This is a genomic window from Streptomyces sp. SAS_281 (genome assembly GCF_052542855.1).
This window is the reverse complement of the sequence record NZ_JBMNDO010000054.1, coordinates 36,374-51,405: the sequence shown is the minus strand read 5'-3', so window position 1 is coordinate 51,405 and position 15,032 is coordinate 36,374. Positions and strand designations below refer to the sequence as shown.

The window sequence follows — 15,032 nt, the reverse complement described above, 5'->3', positions numbered from 1 at the left end:
GGCCGCACCGACCGGTGAGGCGGCGGAGGCCCGGAAGCTGGAGTGGGGAACGTGTCCCGCCCGCGCCATGTGCGCCGAGCCGAAGGTACGGGGGGAACCCCGGCTCAGGACGCTGCCGATGACCAGTCGGCTCATTCCGTACAGCGTCCACAGGCCGGAAAACGTCACACCGGCCGGTAGCAGGGGTCAGCGGGCCGCCGCGGAGGCGGCCGGCACCGGGGTGGTGAAGGCGTCGGAGCCCGTCGTCGTACCGGTCTCCGTGCCTGTCTCCGCCCCGGGGTCCGGGGCGATGGCCGCCGCCGAGGGGCCGGGCGACTCGGTGAACCGGATGGAGGGGAGCGGTGCGGAGCCGTCGCCGCCCTGCCCGGCCCCGCCGCCGTGCTCGTCCTCCTCGGCGGCGAGCAGCCGGTCGCAGAACCGGTCCAGGTTGCGGGCACCCTTGGCCACGGCTTCGAGGCGGGTGCGGCGGTCGGCGTCGAGTGTGCCGTCGCGGTAGTCGCGGCACGCCTGGAGGGTCTTGGCGTACCAGGAGCTTGCGGTGCCGTCGCCCGGATGGCCGTTCCCCTTCGTGGGGCCCCCGTTCCCGCCGTCGTCGGCATCGTCGTCGCCGGGGTCCGCCCCGCCGCCGCTCCGGCTGCCGCCCGTCCGGTCGGTACCGGTCCCGTCGTCCTCGCCCTTCCGGTCGTCGTGGGACGCGCCGTCGCCGGGGCGCGCGGTGTCCTCGTCGTCGGTGTCGGTACGACCGCCGGGGGTGGGGCCGTCCGGGGTGGGGGTGCCGGGCGGCGGGGGCGCGGAGGTCTCCTCGTCGGGGACCACGTCGGTGCCCAGCTCCTCGGGGGATTCGGCGGCCGAGACCGAGGTCGCCGGTGAGGGGGCGTGCCGGCCGAAGGGGCCGGGCAGCACCCCGGACCCGGCGGCCACGGCCACCCCTCCTATGGCGCAGCAGGCCAGGGAGGCGGCAAGACCGAAGCGCAGGGGCCGGCTCCAGCGGAACGGGCGGTCACCGCGCGGACCGGCCGCCCTGCCTATGTGGACCGGGGGGAGCACCGCCGTCCCGGCGTCGTCGCCGTGCGCGGCCGTGGCCCCGGCGGTGCGGGGGCGGCGGGGAGCGGCGCGGAAGGCGGCGAGCGCGGCGGCCTCGCCGGGCAGGCGGCCGGTGGCCGGGCGGGCGGTGCGGGCGACGGCGTCGAGGGCGGCGGCCAGGCGTTCGGCGTCCTGGCGGGAACGGCCTTCGGCAGGGTCGACCGGTTCGCCGCGGAGCAGTTTCTCCGCCGCTTCCTTGTCAAGCCATGCGTCCTGCTCGTCGGCCATCACATGTCCTTCTGCGTCCACAGACGCGAATGCGTCACACCGGCGGGAGCCACCAGGCCGGTACGTGGGGGGCGTTGTACGGGTACGGCACCGAGCCCTCCGGTCCGTCCCGGTGCGTCCTCCGCATTCTCCCGGAAGGACGCCGAGGTGCCGCCGGGGCCCTCCGGCTCCGCCCCGTACCGCCGGCCGCTGTCCGCCGTGCCGGGGACGGGGGCGGGGGCGGGGCCGGGCTGTCCGTCCCCGCCGCCCGGGCGCGGGGCCGCGGTTCCCGCCGCGTCCGCCCGGAGCAGTTCGGCGAGCCGCTTCAGCCCCCGGTGGGCGGCGGTGCGCACCGCACCCGGCCGCTTGCCGAGCGTCTGCGCGGCGCTCTTCGCGTCGAGGCCGACCACCACCCGGAGCACCACCGCCTCGGCCTGGTCCTGCGGCAGCTGGGCGATGAGCGACATGGTGCGCCCGGTCGCCAGGGACTCGATCGCCTCGTCGGCCGTGTCGGAGCCGGCCGGCTTGTCGGAGAGCTCCGTCTCGTCGCCGCCGACGGCGGGGCGCCTGCCGCGCATCCGGAGATGGTCCAGCGCCCGGTTGCGGGCTATGCGCGCGGCCCAGCCCCGGAAGCGGTCGGCGTCCCCGCTGAAACGGTCGAGGTCGCGGGCTATCTGAAGCCACGACTCGGACGCCACGTCCTCGGCGTCCGGCTCCCCCACCAGTGTCCTTATGTAGCCAAGCAGCCGCGGCTGCACAGCGCGGTACACAGTACGGAAGGCGTCTTCGTCCCCGCGCTGCGCCGCGAGCACCGCGGCAGTAAGCCCCGCGTCGTCCCCCAGCACTACCTCAACCCTGCCCTGCTGTCCGAATCGCAGCTGGTCACCACTGCCGCGCCACCCTGCGCGACTCAGCACGCTACGTCCTTGGCGTGCACCGCGTCCATGACTTGTACAACCCGCAACATTCCATCGCCCCACCCCGGTGTGACAGAAAACGCACCCACGGCGCTGAGATGAGTACGGGGTCGTCCTGCGGCCCCGCGGAAGACGACCGGGGCCTCTCCTGTGGGGGGTGGCGGCCCCGGTCGTCCTCGTTTTTCCCGCGCCGCGACGAGGCGCCACCCGGAGGACGAGGCGGTAGCCCTCTCATCGACTCGGCCCACGCGTCTGCGGGGCCGACCTCAGGGAGCTGTCCGCGCGGACCGGAGCAACGGTCCGTGCGACGACCACCCTCCGCCGGAGCTTCGAACGGAGCGAGCGGACGAGGACGGGGCGCCCGGCGTCCATGTCTACGAGCTCGACGCGCCGACGGGGGCTTACGCGCCCGCCGGCATCCTCCGGGAATCCCTCCGTCGCCCCGTGCCCTTCCGGATCAGCCTCGAACTCGACGAGCTCACGCCGCCCCGGAACGGCTGAGGCCGCCGCCCCGAGTGCGGCACCCCCCGCTCAGCCCCGCACCCGCCCCCGTCGGGCCGCCGCCGCACGCAGCACCCGTTGGCCCTCCGTGGAGACGTCGCGGATCTGGCGCAGGCCGGCCGTGGCGGGGGCGGCCCCGTCCATGGCGGCCAGCATCTCCAGGATCGCCGTCTGGCGGGCCGCCTCACCGGCCAGGAGCGGGCCCGCGCCCGAGGGGTCGCCCGCGCGGCAGCGGGCCACCTGGTCCGGGGTCGCGGGGGCGGTCGTGTCGTGGCCGAGGTGGACCTCCAGGGCCAGCACCGAGCAGGCGTCCGCCCAGGCGCGCAGCGGATCGCCCGCCCGGTCGTCCGGGGCGGCGGCGAGCAGGTCCCGGACGCGGGCGGCCGGTGCGCCGGGGTCCCCGGCGGTGTCCAGGGCGGTGCGGGCCTCGGCGAGGCGGGCGGGCCAGAGCCGGGGCTCGGCGCAGGCGGCCCAGAGCGGGCGCAGCGGGTCGGGGCCGGCGCCCGGGGCGGGCCGGGGAAGACAGCGTTCGAGGCAGGCGACCGCTCCGGCGGCGAGCCCGCGGTCGTCGGCGGCGGCGATCAGGTCGAGCAGGCTCATCGGCGTCTCCTGTCAGCCCTCCCGTACGCATCCCATGCCGGGACACAGGGGGGCGCAGCGCTTCCTGTTATCGCATTCAGCGCCGAATGGCCGAAAAGCGTCACTGCCGATGGCTGATTACCACCGCCTCGCCTTACGGACCCGCCCCGCCCTGCGGACCTCCCCCGCCTTACTGACCCGCCCCGCCTTACGGACCTCCCCCGCGCCCGCCCCGCCCGCCGCCTGCGCGGCGGAGCCGCCTCAGTACGCCTGGAGCGCAGACGGCCCGGCGGGGAACGGGCCGAGATGCACGCGCGCGGACTGCATCGCGGTCAGCCTGCGGACGAACAGGATCGCCAGGACCGCCGCGGCGAGGTCCAGGGCGTCGGTGGCCGCGACCAGGTCGAGACCGCGGACGATCTCCTCGCCGGTCTCCGCGTCGGCGTAGAGGCGGCCGGTGCCCCGGCTCACGAGCTGGTCCGCGACGAACACCGCCCACCAGGCGTTCAGCGGTCCGCGCGGCACGGCGGTCCGGCCGCCGAGGGTGTCGACCGGGGCACTCGCGGCCCACACCCCCTTCGCCACCCGGTACGGCAGCCACAGGTTGCCGAGAGGCACGAACCAGCCACCGATCGCCCAGCCCGGCCGCATGGTGTGGGCGTACGGGTCGAGCACCTCGGCGTTGATCCGGACCCGGCGCAGCCAGACGAGGAAGACGACCGCCGTCGCGAGGAAGGTGAGCGCCTGGAGGGACCCGGCGGCCACGTACAGGTTGTCCGCGCGGGTCCACGCCTCCTCGTCGACCGCCAGGAAGCCGCCGTCCAGCCCGTCGGCGAGCAGCACGCGGGAGTGGATTCCGGCGGCGATCGACAGCACGTCCGCGACGGCCGCGGCGCCGAGCAGCACGCACACCGCCTTGGCCAGGCCCGCCGGCGAGCGCAGCCGGTCCGGCCCGAGCGGCTCCGGCGCCCAGCCGGTGCTGCCGGCCCAGGCCCGGCCCCGGTCGGCGCCGGCCGTGACGGCGCACACGGAGCACCGCACGTCGGCGGTGCCGGCCGGTCTCGTACCGCAGAGTGAACAGAGCATGGAAACGGGACCCCCCGGGATTCGGACGTCGACGCGAGAAGCGCGCGCGTCCCTCCCCGGACGGCGCGGCCACCGGACCGTATGCTCCGGAGGCCGCGTTGTCCACGGTCAGAGGCCCCGCACCGGCGCCTCAGCCCGCGTCGATCTCCTTCGCCAGCGACTGGAACTCCGCGTAGCTCAGCTTCGGCCTGCCCGGGACCCACAGCTTCTGGGCCGTCGCCCGCAGCGGCATCCGGATGCCCGCGGCGACCTGCTCGGCGGTCTGGGCGTTCGGGAAGTCGCCCCAGACGGCGAACCGGCCGCCGAGGATCTGGTCCGAGTAGCGGGCCGGGACCGGGGTGGTGCCGCGCAGCACGAGCGGGGTCCACTGCTCGTAGATCCGCTTGCCGGTCGGGTAGACGAAGGCGTTGGGCTGGCCGAGCACGTAGTACATGAACTCGTCGTTGAGGTTGAGGACCTTGCGGCCCTCGCGCAGGTACTCCTCCGGCGTCCGGGCCCCGTACTCCTTGCCCGTCCAGTACTCGACCTCGATGTCCTTGTCGGCGCGCACCTCGCTGTCGCGGAACTGGCCGTCGTTCCACGCCTTCGGCTGCATGCCGCGCTTGCGGACCACCTTCGCCCGGTCGTTGAGCCAGCCGGTGGCGAGGTCCGCGATGCCGGCCCCGGAGCCGTACTTCGCGACGGCGGCGCGCTGGAGCTGGGGGTAGGAGGCGGCCGGGTTGCTCGCCATCAGCGCCCGGTACTCGTCGCCGCCCAGGTGCCAGTACGCGCCGCCGAACAGTTCCGCGTACTCGCCCAGCAGCTCGTCGACCAGCTTGGCGGCGCCCGGCTTCGAGATGTCCAGCGATCCGGTCGAGGCGACGCCGGAGACGTTGTGCAGCTGGAGGTCGGGGTGGGCGCGCAGTACCGCGCCGAGGTGACCCGGCGAGTCGATCTCCGGGACGACCTGGATGTGCAGCCGGCCGGCCAGGGCGACGATGTGCCGGACCTGCTTCTTGGTCAGGTGGTCCGGGGAGACCACCTCGGGGTGCGAGTCGGACTCGATGCGGAACGCCTGGTCGTCGGAGAAGTGCAGGCCGAGCTGGTTGAGCTTGAGGTCGGCCATCTCCCTCATCCGGGCCTCGATCCAGGAGGCGGTGTAGTGCTTGCGGGCGATGTCGAGGTTGAGGCCGCGCTGCGGCTTGTCCGGCCGGTCGCGCACCACGCCCTCGGGCATGGAGCCGTCGGCGCGCACGGACTGCTTGAGGGTGCGGGTGCCGTAGAAGACGCCCGCCTCACCGGGACCGCTGATCCTCACCCGCCCGTCGGCGGTGCGCAGGGTGTACGACTCCGGCCCGCCGGACGCCTTCGGGGTGAGGGCGAGCTCGACGTCACCGGCGCGGGCGGGCACCTCGCCCCGGTAGTGGATCTTCAGCTCGCCCGCCAGGAGCTTTCCCTCGTCGGCCAGCTTGCCGCTGCCGTCCGCGATGACGACCCCGCTGTCCTCGGCGGGCTTCCAGCCGGGCCCGTGCGCGGGGGTGTGCTCCCGTACGGCGGGGATCGCGCGGGGCGTCTTCGAGAGCGGGTAGCTACGGGTCGGTGACGGGGTGGGGGAAGGGGACGACGCCGCGCGGGACGTCTCGGGGCCGTTGCCGTGCTCGGATCCGGAGCCGCCGCAGCCGGCGAGGGCGACGCCCGCCGCGGCCGCCGCCGCCACGGCCAGAAGGGTGCCGCGTGAGGGTGCCATCAGCCAGAAACCTCCGGTTCGGGGGAAAGGGAGCAGAAGGGGAGCAGAAAGGAAGCGGAACTGTCAGAAATCGGTGCAGATGTAGGGAGGTAACCGGGCATTCTCCTCACACATTCGCTCGTCAGGCATTGCGAAACTCTCCCGTCCGGGTGAAATTCGCGCATCCTTCGCCCACCCTTGTCCCCCCGTCGCTAGCGTTGAGCCCTCTTCCTATCCGAGTCCCCCTTCGTCTCTTCTTTCGGGAGCTCACGCTGTCCAGGTCCAGCGAGTCCCACGCCGGCCTCCCCGAGCAGCCGCCCCGGCCCGGCCGGCGCACCGCCGTGCCCGTGCAGAGCCGCACCGGCGCGTCCGCCCGGTCCACCATGCCCGCCTGGGACCTCCCCCGGTTCAACGGCGCTCCCGCACCCGAGGCCGAGGCGGCCCTCCTGGAGTGCTTCGGCAGCCCGGCGTGGGCGCGGCGCCTGGCCGGCCACCGCCCCTACCCGGACGCGGAGGCGCTGCTCGCCGCGGCCGACGAGGCGGCCTACGACCTCTCCCCCGGCGATCACGCCGAGGCGCTGGCGGCCGAGGTGTCCCCGGGGCTGCGGCCGGACGCGCCGCGCTCCGCCCATCTCGCGCTGGCCGCCGCCCACGCCGAGTACGAACGCAAGTTCGGCCACGCCTTCGTGATCTGCCTGGACGGCTATCCGCCCGCCGAACACCCCGACCAGGTGCTGGCCGGCATCCGGACCCGGCTGGCGCACGAGGAGGACCGGGAGCGGGCGGTCGCGGCGGACGAGATGCGGCGACTCGCCCGGGGCCGCCTGGCCGCGTTGATATCGAGTCGATAACGGGTTGGGGCCGGGCCGCCCGGCCCGGATTCCCCGGCACTGAGGGGCCGGAGAGGGTCGCGGAGGGTTGTCCATAGCCCGTCCGTGCCTGTTTCGTTGCCACTTTGATCACACCGGAGGGCCCCGCGCGATCGAACCGACAATCCGTCGCTACGATGGCCGGGGCCGGTGGACCGTACCCGGCCGGGTCAGACCGACAGTCAAGCCGGCCGACCCCAATCCCCGCTCCCGGAGGGTTCTTCCGTGCCGGCTGGAACGCTGTACCGCGGCCGGGAAGGCATGTGGTCCTGGGTGGCTCATCGAGTCACCGGTGTCCTCATTTTCTTCTTCCTGTTCGTGCATGTCCTGGACACCGCCCTCGTCCGCGTCTCCCCCGAGGCCTACGACGACGTCGTGTCCACGTACAAGACGCCGATCGTCGCGCTCCTCGAATACGGCCTGGTGGCCGCGATTCTCTTCCACGCGCTGAACGGTCTGCGCATCGTCGCCGTGGACTTCTGGGCCAAGGGCCCGCGCGTTCAGAAGCAGATGCTCTGGACCGTGCTGGGTATCTGGATCGTGCTGATGCTGGGTGCCCTGTACCCCGTCCTCGGCCACGCCGTACGCGAACTCTTCGGGAGCTGAGGCCCATGTCCACCGAGACTTCCGCGGTCGGCGCCGTCGAAGGCGTTGGCGCTGCAGGACAGTTCAACGCTGACAATCCGGCCCCCGTCATCGAGCCGCCGCGCAAGCGGACCGGCAAGACCCCCAAGGGCTCGCGCACCAACTTCGAGATGTACGCCTGGCTCTTCATGCGCCTGTCGGGCATCGTGCTGGTCGTCCTGGTCATCGGCCACCTGCTGATCCAGCTGGTGCTGGACGGCGGCGTGTCCAAGATCGGCTTCGCCTTCGTGGCGGGGCGCTGGGCCTCGCCGTTCTGGCAGGTCTGGGACCTGGCGATGCTGTGGCTCGCCATGCTGCACGGCGCCAACGGTCTGCGTACGGTCATCAACGACTACGCCGAACGGGACAACACCCGCTTCTGGCTGAAGATGCTGCTGTACACCGCCACGGTGTTCACCGTCCTGCTGGGCACGCTGGTGATCTTCACCTTCGACCCGAACATCCGCTAGGCGCCGGGCCCGAAGGACCAGAGGTAAACCATGCAGATCCACACGTACGACACCGTCATCGTCGGCGCCGGCGGCGCCGGCATGCGCGCGGCCATCGAGTCGACCAAGCGCAGCCGCACCGCCGTGCTGACCAAGCTCTACCCCACCCGCTCCCACACGGGCGCCGCGCAGGGCGGCATGGCCGCCGCGCTGGCCAACGTGGAGGAGGACAACTGGGAGTGGCACACCTTCGACACGATCAAGGGCGGTGACTACCTGGTCGACCAGGACGCCGCCGAGATCCTGGCGAAGGAGGCCATCGACGCCGTCCTCGACCTGGAGAAGATGGGCCTGCCGTTCGGCCGTACGCCCCAGGGCAAGATCGACCAGCGCCGGTTCGGCGGTCACTCCCGCAACCACGGCGAGGCCCCGGTCCGCCGTGCCTGCTACTCCGGCGACCGCACCGGTCACATGATCCTCCAGACGCTCTACCAGAACTGTGTCAAGGAGGGCGTGGAGTTCTTCAACGAGTTCTACGTCCTGGACCAGCTGGTCGTCGAGGAGGACGGCGTCAAGAAGTCCGCCGGCGTCGTCGCCTACGAGCTGGCCACCGGCGAGATCCACGTCTTCCGCGCGAAGTCGGTCATCTACGCCTCGGGCGGCACCGGCAAGTTCTTCAAGGTGACGTCGAACGCGCACACCCTGACCGGTGACGGCCAGGCCGCCTGCTACCGCCGGGGCCTGCCGCTGGAGGACATGGAGTTCTTCCAGTTCCACCCGACCGGCATCTGGCGGATGGGCATCCTGCTGACGGAGGGCGCCCGCGGTGAGGGCGGCATCCTCCGCAACAAGGACGGCGAGCGCTTCATGGAGAAGTACGCGCCCGTCATGAAGGACCTCGCGTCCCGTGACGTCGTGTCCCGCTCCATCTACACGGAGATCCGCGAGGGCCGCGGCTGCGGTCCCGAGGGCGACCACGTCTACCTCGACCTGACGCACCTGCCGCCGGAGCAGCTGGACGCCAAGCTCCCGGACATCACCGAGTTCGCGCGTACGTACCTCGGCATCGAGCCCTACACGGACCCGATCCCGATCCAGCCGACCGCGCACTACGCCATGGGCGGCATCCCGACCAACGTCGAGGGCGAGGTGCTGGCCGACAACACCACCGTCGTCCCGGGCCTGTACGCCGCCGGCGAGGTCGCCTGCGTGTCGGTCCACGGCGCCAACCGCCTCGGCACCAACTCGCTGCTCGACATCAACGTCTTCGGACGCCGCGCGGGCATCGCCGCCGCCGAGTACGCCGCGAAGAGCGACCTCATCGAGCTTCCCGAGGACCCGGCGCAGCAGGTCATCGACCAGGTCGAGCGGCTGCGCAACTCCACGGGCACCGAGCGGGTCGCGGCGATCCGCCAGGAGCTCCAGGAGTGCATGGACGCCAACGTGATGGTGTTCCGCACCGAGCAGACGATCAAGACCGCGGTCGACAAGATCGCGGAGCTGCGCAAGCGCTACCTGGACGTGTCCGTCCAGGACAAGGGCAAGCGGTTCAACACCGACCTGCTGGAGGCCATCGAGCTGGGCAACCTGCTCGACCTCGCCGAGGTCATGGCGACGTCGGCGCTGGCGCGCAAGGAGTCCCGCGGCGGTCACTACCGCGAGGACTACCCCAACCGCGACGACGTCAACTTCATGCGCCACACCATGGCGTACCGCGAGGTCGCCGAGGACGGCACCGAGTCGATCCGGCTGGACTACAAGCCGGTCGTCACGACCCGCTACCAGCCGATGGAGCGTAAGTACTGATGGCTACACCCACCCTGGACAAGGCCGACAAGGCTCCCGAGCCCGAGGCCGGCTTCGCCGACTCGCCGTACATCACGGCCACGTTCCGCATCCGGCGGTTCAACCCGGAGGTCTCCGACGAGGCCCAGTGGCAGGACTTCCAGATCGAGATCGACCCGAAGGAGCGTGTCCTCGACGCCCTTCACAAGATCAAGTGGGACCAGGACGGGACGCTCACGTTCCGCCGGTCCTGCGCGCACGGCATCTGCGGTTCGGACGCCATGCGGATCAACGGCAAGAACAGGCTCGCCTGCAAGACGCTGATCAAGGACCTGAGCCCGGAGAAGCCGATCACGATCGAGGCCATCAAGGGCCTCACAGTCCTCAAGGACCTCGTGGTCGACATGGACCCGTTCTTCCAGGCGTACCGCGACGTCATGCCCTTCCTCATCACCAAGGGGAACGAGCCGACCCGCGAGCGCCTGCAGTCCCCCGAGGACCGCGAGCGCTTCGACGACACCACCAAGTGCATCCTGTGCGCCGCGTGCACGTCCTCGTGCCCGGTGTTCTGGAACGACGGCCAGTACTTCGGCCCGGCGGCGATCGTCAACGCGCACCGCTTCATCTTCGACTCGCGCGACGAGGGCGGAGAGCAGCGCCTGGAGATCCTCAACGACCGTGACGGTGTGTGGCGTTGCCGCACCACCTTCAACTGCACGGACGCCTGCCCGCGTGGCATCGAGGTCACCAAGGCGATCCAGGAGGTCAAGCGCGCGCTGATCACGCGTCGCTTCTGATCCCCCGAGCACAGGAAGAGGCCCGGTCCCCCGCAGGGGGTCCGGGCCTCTTGCCGTGCCCGGGGGACCCGGCGGTACGGTCGTCCGGATGACCACCCTCCGGCACTCCGTCACCGTCCTGGCCGTGGAGCCGGCCCGGCAGGCGAAGGGCTGAGTCAGTCCCAGGCCGCCCCGCCCCGGTCCTCCGCGACCACCATGACGCGCCGCAGCATGTCGTTGAGCAGGGCCCGCTCGTCCGCGTCCAGGACGCCGAGCAGCCGTTCCTCCTCGTGCCCGAGGAAGGCCATCGCGCCGAGCCAGGTCGACCGGCCCTCGTCCGTCAGCACCACGTCGACGCGGCGCCGGTCCGTGGTGGACGGGGTGCGCCGGACGAAGCCGCGGCGCTCGACCGCGTCCAGCCGGCCGGTGACGGAGGCGGGGGCGAGGTCGAGGTCGGCGGCCAGTTCGGACGGGGCCGCCGTGCCGCCGCGCCCGGCCAGCTTGTGCAGGGTGTCGAACTCCTGCCGGTCCAGGTCGAAGTCGATGAGGGACTGCTCGCGCACCCGGCGCAGATGGACGGAGAGCTTCTTCATCCGGGTCACCGCGCCCTCGACATCCGGATCGAGCTCGGGAAGCACGGGTCTCCACCGGTCCACGTGCCCGTCGGTCCAGTCGCGTAGCTCCATGGCGCTCAGCCTACGCGGGCACCTCCCGGGGGCGGGGGACCCTTTCGGAAGCGGTATTCCCGTTGACGGTACTTCGGTTCCGAAATAGATTGCCGCCCATGGTCCACCCCTTAAGGACGCGCTCGTTCCGGCTGCTCTTCATCGGCCGCTCCCTCTCGATGCTGGGCGACTCCGCGATCCCCGCCGCGCTCACCCTCGCCGTCTATCTGGCCACCGGCTCGACCGGCGCCCTCGCCCTGGTGCTGGGGTGCGCGATGGTGCCCAAGCTGCTGCTGCTCCCGCTGGGGGGTGTCGTCGGTGACCGCTTCAACGCCCGCACGGTGGCCCTGACCACCGACCTCGTGCGGTGCGCGACCCAGCTCTTCGTCGGCGCCGAACTGCTCTCCGGCACCCCGGCCCTCTGGCAGATCGCCCTGGCCGAGGCGGTCGGCGGCGCCGCCGGGGCCTTCGCGATGCCGACCTCGTCGCCGCTGGTCCGGGGCACCGTGGACGAGTCGGGTCTGCTGCGCGCCAACTCGCTGATGGCGGTGGCCTCCGGGACCGCGCGGATCGGCGGGCCGGCCGTCGCCGGGGCCTTGATCCTCACCGCCGGACCGGGCTGGGCCTTCGTGCTGGACGGCGCCAGCTTCGCGGTCAGCGCCGCCCTGCTGTACGTGATCCGGGTCCGCCACGTCCCGATCCCCCGGAGCTCCCTGCTCGGCGACCTCAAGTCCGGCTGGACCGAGGTCCGCAGCCGCGACTGGTACTGGACGAGCCTGATCGCGCACGCCGTCTGGAACGGAGCGGCGGCCGTGCTGACCACGCTCGGCCCGGCCCTCTTCCTGCACGGCCCCGGCGGCAAGGGGAGCTGGGTCGTCCTGCTCCAGACCGGCGCGGTGGGCCTGCTGGCCGGCTCGCTGGTGGCCGGCCGCATCCGGCCCCGCCGGGCGGTCCTGGCCGCCAACCTCGCCGGCGCGCTGTACGCGCTGCCGCTGTGCCTGCTGGCCGCGCACGCCCCGGTGGCCGTCTCGCTCACCGCATACGGGATCGCCATGGCCGGTCTCGGCTTCCTCAACCCGGTCTGGGAGACCGCCGTCCAGTCCGCGGTGCCGCCGCAGGCCCTGGCCAGGGTGACCTCGTACGACTGGCTGCTCTCACTGGCCGCGATGCCCCTCGGCTACACCCTCGCCCCGCTCGCCGCCTCCGCCTGGAACACGGAGGCCCCGCTCGCCGCGGCCGGGCTGCTGGCGGGCGCCGCCTGCGCGGCCACCGCCGCCGTGCCGGGCGTACGGCGCTTCGGGGTGCCCGCCGCCGTCGCGGCGCGGGAGACCGGGGCGGCGGCGAGGACGACTCCGGCGGCGGGGTAGCGGGCGCGGCCCGGCTACGCTCGGGCCGTGGTGAAGGAAGAGAAGGACGTGAAGGCCGTCAAGGCCCCCCGGAGCGAGCAGACCCGCGCGCTGATCCTCGAAACCGCGCTCCGGCTCTTCCAGGAACGCGGCTACGACCGGACGACCATGCGGGCCATCGCCCAGGAGGCGGGCGTCTCCGTGGGGAACGCCTACTACTACTTCTCGTCCAAGGAGCACCTGGTCCAGGGGTTCTACGACCGGCTCGCCGCCGAGCACGCGGAGGCGGTGCGGCCGGTCCTGGACGGCGAGCAGGACCTCGCGGCCCGGCTGCGCGGGGTGCTGCTGGCCTGGCTGGACGTGGCGGAGCCGTACCGCCCCTTCGCCACGCAGTTCTTCAGGAACGCCGCCGATCCGGAGAGCCCGCTCAGCCCGTTCTCGCCGGAGTCGGTCACCGCGCGCGAGGCGGTCATCGCGATCCACGCGCGCTGCCTGACCGGCTCCACCACCCGGACGGACCCCGAACTGGCCCCGCTGCTCCCGCGGTTGATGTGGCTCGCGCACATGGGCCTGGTGCTGTTCTGGGTGTACGACCGGACGGCCGGCGCCGCCCGCAGCCGCCGGCTGGTCACGCGTACGGTCCCGATCGCCGCCCGCGCCCTGGCGCTGTCCCGGTTCCGGGTGCTGCGGCCGCTGGTGCGGCAGGTGCACGAGGTGCTGGAGGAGTTCCTGCCGGAAACGACGGCGCGGGCGGCCGGACCGGTGAGGCCCTAGCCGCCCGCGCGTCGTCGCAGGGGTGGATCAGATCCAGCCGAGCTCCCACAGGCGCCAGACGCCCGTGCCGTCGGAGAGGTACTGCGAGCCGGAGACGTCCGACTTGGCGATGACGTAGTCCTTCTTCTGCCACAGCGGCACCAGCGGCACGTCCTCGCCGACCAGCTTCTGGAGATCCTTGAAGTCCCCCGAGGCCCGGCTGCGGTCGCTGAACTGCAGCGTGGCGCCGATCAGATCGTCCATCTTCTTGCTGGTGTAGCCGTTGTGGAGGGTGTTGTCGCGGCCGACGAGCGGCTGGCTGAAGGTGTCGGGGTCCGGGTAGTCGGGGAGCCAGCCGACGGTGTACATGTCGTACTCACCGGCCGCGTAGCCCTTCTGGAACCGGGTCCACTCGACGGCCTTGATCGTCACCTTGAAGAGCCCGGTGGCGTTCAGCTGGCGCTGGATCTCCTTGGTCTCGTCGACGTACTGGTCACCCTCGCGGTAGCCGAAGGTGAGGGCCAGCGGCGTCTGGACGCCGGCCTCGTCCATGAGCGACTTCGCGCGCTTGGAGTCCGGCGAGGGGTAGGCGTCGAAGAACGGGGTGCTGTGCCCGATGGTGCCCTGCGGGATCAGCGAGTAGAGCGGTTCGACGGTGCCCTTGTAGACCTTGCTCACCAGCGGACCGCGGTCGATGACCGCCGCGATGGCCTGGCGGACCCTGCGGTCGGCGAGCGGGGCGTCCTTGCGGACGTTGAAGACGAGGTTGCGGATCTCGGCGCTGTCCGCCTCGGTGACGCGCTTGTCGGTGTCACCCGGGTTCAGCTCGGCGAGCGCCGACGGCGGCAGCTGACGGTGCGTCACGTCGACCTGGCCGGACTTCCAGGCCGAGAGGAGGTCGTCGGACTCCTTGTAGTACCGCACGGTGACCGGGCCGCCGGTCTTGGGGATCGCGCCCTTGTACCGCGAGTTCGGCACGAGTTCGGCCTTCGTTCCGGCCTCGTAGGACTTCAGGACGTACGGCCCCGAGCCCGTCACCTTGCCGTCGTTGCGCAGCTTGTGCTCCGAGTAGGAGTCCTTCTCCACGATCGCGCCGGCGCCCGTGGCGATCTTCTGCGGGAAGGTCGCGTCACGCGAGGAGAGGTTGAACGTGATGGTCCGGCCCTCGGTGACCACGTTCTTCAGGCTGGGGAAGAGGACCGAGGGACCGGCGTCCGCCTTGATCTCCAGCATCCGGTCGAACGAGTACTTGACGTCCGCGGCGGTGACCTCGTCACCGTTGGAGAACGTCAGGTCGTCACGGAGCTTGCACTGGTACGTCTGGAGCTTGCCGCCGATGAAGCCGCAGCTCTCGGCCGCGTCCGGCTCGGGGACGATCCCGCCGGACTTGAACGTCATCAGGGACTGGTAGACGTTGCTGTACATCGCCCAGGAACCCGCGTCGTAGGCGCCCGCCGGGTCGAGCGAGGTCACCGCGTCGGTCGTGCCGATGACGACCGGATCGGAGTTCCCCTCGTCCGAGGGAAGGAGTTGCCAGGCGACCACGCCTGCGATGACCAATACCGCGAAAATCGCGAGAATCCGTAGCCGGATCGACCGCATTGACGTGCTCTCCCTTAACAGCCCCACCTCGGTGTCGCGCTCAGATACGCAGATCACCGCACGTTCGCGCTCAGCAAATCACACG

Annotated in this window: 14 protein-coding genes and 1 pseudogene; 8 read left to right on the top strand and 7 right to left on the bottom strand. The window is 72.0% G+C overall.

Translation table 11 applies throughout. The features are described from left to right. Positions 1 to 186 precede the first annotated feature (186 nt). Together ACN6LM_RS21245 and ACN6LM_RS21240 are read right to left on the bottom strand one after the other, a co-directional pair. Positions 187 to 1,311, bottom strand: coding sequence for a hypothetical protein (locus ACN6LM_RS21245; RefSeq protein WP_445066948.1), 1,125 nt, complete (start codon positions 1,309 to 1,311; stop codon positions 187 to 189). Beyond that, on the bottom strand, positions 1,311 to 2,135 hold the full coding sequence (locus ACN6LM_RS21240; RefSeq protein WP_445066950.1) for an RNA polymerase sigma factor: 825 nt from the start codon (positions 2,133 to 2,135) through the stop codon (positions 1,311 to 1,313). The genes ACN6LM_RS21245 and ACN6LM_RS21240 overlap by 1 nt, the downstream gene beginning before the upstream one ends. 417 nt (positions 2,136 to 2,552) lie before the next feature. Between ACN6LM_RS21240 and ACN6LM_RS21235 the strand changes: the two are divergent. Next, a pseudogene (locus ACN6LM_RS21235) lies at positions 2,553 to 2,708 on the top strand (Uma2 family endonuclease); the annotation flags it as partial. Positions 2,709 to 2,738: 30 nt separating this feature from the next. Here ACN6LM_RS21235 and ACN6LM_RS21230 read toward each other — a convergent pair. From ACN6LM_RS21230 to ACN6LM_RS21220, 3 genes are all read right to left on the bottom strand, one after another. Then, positions 2,739 to 3,308: a hypothetical protein gene (locus ACN6LM_RS21230; protein ID WP_445066947.1), complete on the bottom strand. Its 570-nt coding sequence runs from the start codon at positions 3,306 to 3,308 to the stop codon at positions 2,739 to 2,741. A gap of 240 nt (positions 3,309 to 3,548) precedes the next feature. After that, positions 3,549 to 4,373 (bottom strand): DUF4328 domain-containing protein, encoded by an 825-nt coding sequence (locus tag ACN6LM_RS21225; RefSeq protein WP_445066946.1) that lies wholly within the window; start codon positions 4,371 to 4,373, stop codon positions 3,549 to 3,551. A gap of 130 nt (positions 4,374 to 4,503) precedes the next feature. Beyond that, positions 4,504 to 6,099 carry a beta-N-acetylhexosaminidase gene (locus ACN6LM_RS21220; protein ID WP_445066945.1) on the bottom strand — a complete coding sequence of 532 codons (1,596 nt, stop codon included), beginning with the start codon at positions 6,097 to 6,099 and terminating at the stop codon, positions 4,504 to 4,506. A gap of 320 nt (positions 6,100 to 6,419) precedes the next feature. Here ACN6LM_RS21220 and ACN6LM_RS21215 point away from each other — a divergent pair, with 320 nt between their 5' ends. The 5 genes from ACN6LM_RS21215 (at position 6,420) to ACN6LM_RS21195 (ending at position 10,602) form a co-directional block, all read left to right on the top strand. Continuing rightward, on the top strand, positions 6,420 to 6,929 hold the full coding sequence (locus ACN6LM_RS21215; protein ID WP_445066944.1) for a 2-oxo-4-hydroxy-4-carboxy-5-ureidoimidazoline decarboxylase: 510 nt from the start codon (positions 6,420 to 6,422) through the stop codon (positions 6,927 to 6,929). Positions 6,930 to 7,172: 243 nt separating this feature from the next. After that, positions 7,173 to 7,553 carry a succinate dehydrogenase, cytochrome b556 subunit gene (gene sdhC, locus ACN6LM_RS21210; RefSeq protein WP_164399125.1) on the top strand — a complete coding sequence of 127 codons (381 nt, stop codon included), beginning with the start codon at positions 7,173 to 7,175 and terminating at the stop codon, positions 7,551 to 7,553. A gap of 5 nt (positions 7,554 to 7,558) precedes the next feature. Then, positions 7,559 to 8,041 carry a succinate dehydrogenase hydrophobic membrane anchor subunit gene (locus ACN6LM_RS21205; protein WP_445066943.1) on the top strand — a complete coding sequence of 161 codons (483 nt, stop codon included), beginning with the start codon at positions 7,559 to 7,561 and terminating at the stop codon, positions 8,039 to 8,041. Between the two features lie 30 nt (positions 8,042 to 8,071). Further along, on the top strand, positions 8,072 to 9,826 hold the full coding sequence (sdhA, locus tag ACN6LM_RS21200) for a succinate dehydrogenase flavoprotein subunit (protein WP_445066942.1): 1,755 nt from the start codon (positions 8,072 to 8,074) through the stop codon (positions 9,824 to 9,826). Next, complete coding sequence (locus tag ACN6LM_RS21195; protein ID WP_018101096.1) at positions 9,826 to 10,602, top strand: succinate dehydrogenase iron-sulfur subunit; 777 nt, start codon at positions 9,826 to 9,828, stop codon at positions 10,600 to 10,602. Before sdhA ends, ACN6LM_RS21195 begins: the two co-directional genes overlap by 1 nt. Positions 10,603 to 10,757: 155 nt before the next feature. On the opposite strand, the gene ACN6LM_RS21190 is transcribed toward ACN6LM_RS21195, so the two are convergent. Further along, on the bottom strand, positions 10,758 to 11,267 hold the full coding sequence (locus tag ACN6LM_RS21190; protein WP_445066941.1) for a MarR family winged helix-turn-helix transcriptional regulator: 510 nt from the start codon (positions 11,265 to 11,267) through the stop codon (positions 10,758 to 10,760). 98 nt (positions 11,268 to 11,365) lie between these two features. Between ACN6LM_RS21190 and ACN6LM_RS21185 the strand changes: the two genes are divergently transcribed. Both ACN6LM_RS21185 and ACN6LM_RS21180 read left to right on the top strand, forming a co-directional pair. Further along, positions 11,366 to 12,613 (top strand): MFS transporter, encoded by a 1,248-nt coding sequence (locus ACN6LM_RS21185; RefSeq protein ID WP_445066940.1) that lies wholly within the window; start codon positions 11,366 to 11,368, stop codon positions 12,611 to 12,613. 27 nt (positions 12,614 to 12,640) lie between these two features. Further along, on the top strand, positions 12,641 to 13,366 hold the full coding sequence (locus ACN6LM_RS21180) for a TetR/AcrR family transcriptional regulator (RefSeq protein WP_445066939.1): 726 nt from the start codon (positions 12,641 to 12,643) through the stop codon (positions 13,364 to 13,366). A 27-nt stretch (positions 13,367 to 13,393) separates the two neighbouring features. On the opposite strand, the gene ACN6LM_RS21175 is transcribed toward ACN6LM_RS21180, so the two are convergent. Beyond that, positions 13,394 to 14,947 (bottom strand): ABC transporter substrate-binding protein, encoded by a 1,554-nt coding sequence (locus ACN6LM_RS21175; protein WP_445066938.1) that lies wholly within the window; start codon positions 14,945 to 14,947, stop codon positions 13,394 to 13,396. Between the last annotated feature and the right edge of the window lie 85 nt (positions 14,948 to 15,032).

Bases quoted from the DNA above. Each gene is read 5' to 3' on its own strand.
- ACN6LM_RS21245 (WP_445066948.1), bottom strand. From the start codon at position 1,311: ATGGCCGACGAGCAGGACGCATGGCTTGACAAGGAAGCGGCGGAGAAA.
- ACN6LM_RS21230 (WP_445066947.1), bottom strand. From the start codon at position 3,308: ATGAGCCTGCTCGACCTGATCGCCGCCGCCGACGACCGCGGGCTCGCC.
- ACN6LM_RS21225 (WP_445066946.1), bottom strand. From the start codon at position 4,373: ATGCTCTGTTCACTCTGCGGTACGAGACCGGCCGGCACCGCCGACGTG.
- ACN6LM_RS21220 (WP_445066945.1), bottom strand. From the start codon at position 6,099: ATGGCACCCTCACGCGGCACCCTTCTGGCCGTGGCGGCGGCGGCCGCG.
- ACN6LM_RS21205 (WP_445066943.1), top strand. From the start codon at position 7,559: ATGTCCACCGAGACTTCCGCGGTCGGCGCCGTCGAAGGCGTTGGCGCT.
- sdhA (WP_445066942.1), top strand. From the start codon at position 8,072: ATGCAGATCCACACGTACGACACCGTCATCGTCGGCGCCGGCGGCGCC.
- ACN6LM_RS21195 (WP_018101096.1), top strand. From the start codon at position 9,826: ATGGCTACACCCACCCTGGACAAGGCCGACAAGGCTCCCGAGCCCGAG.
- ACN6LM_RS21190 (WP_445066941.1), bottom strand. From the start codon at position 11,267: ATGGAGCTACGCGACTGGACCGACGGGCACGTGGACCGGTGGAGACCC.
- ACN6LM_RS21185 (WP_445066940.1), top strand. From the start codon at position 11,366: ATGGTCCACCCCTTAAGGACGCGCTCGTTCCGGCTGCTCTTCATCGGC.
- ACN6LM_RS21175 (WP_445066938.1), bottom strand. From the start codon at position 14,947: ATGCGGTCGATCCGGCTACGGATTCTCGCGATTTTCGCGGTATTGGTC.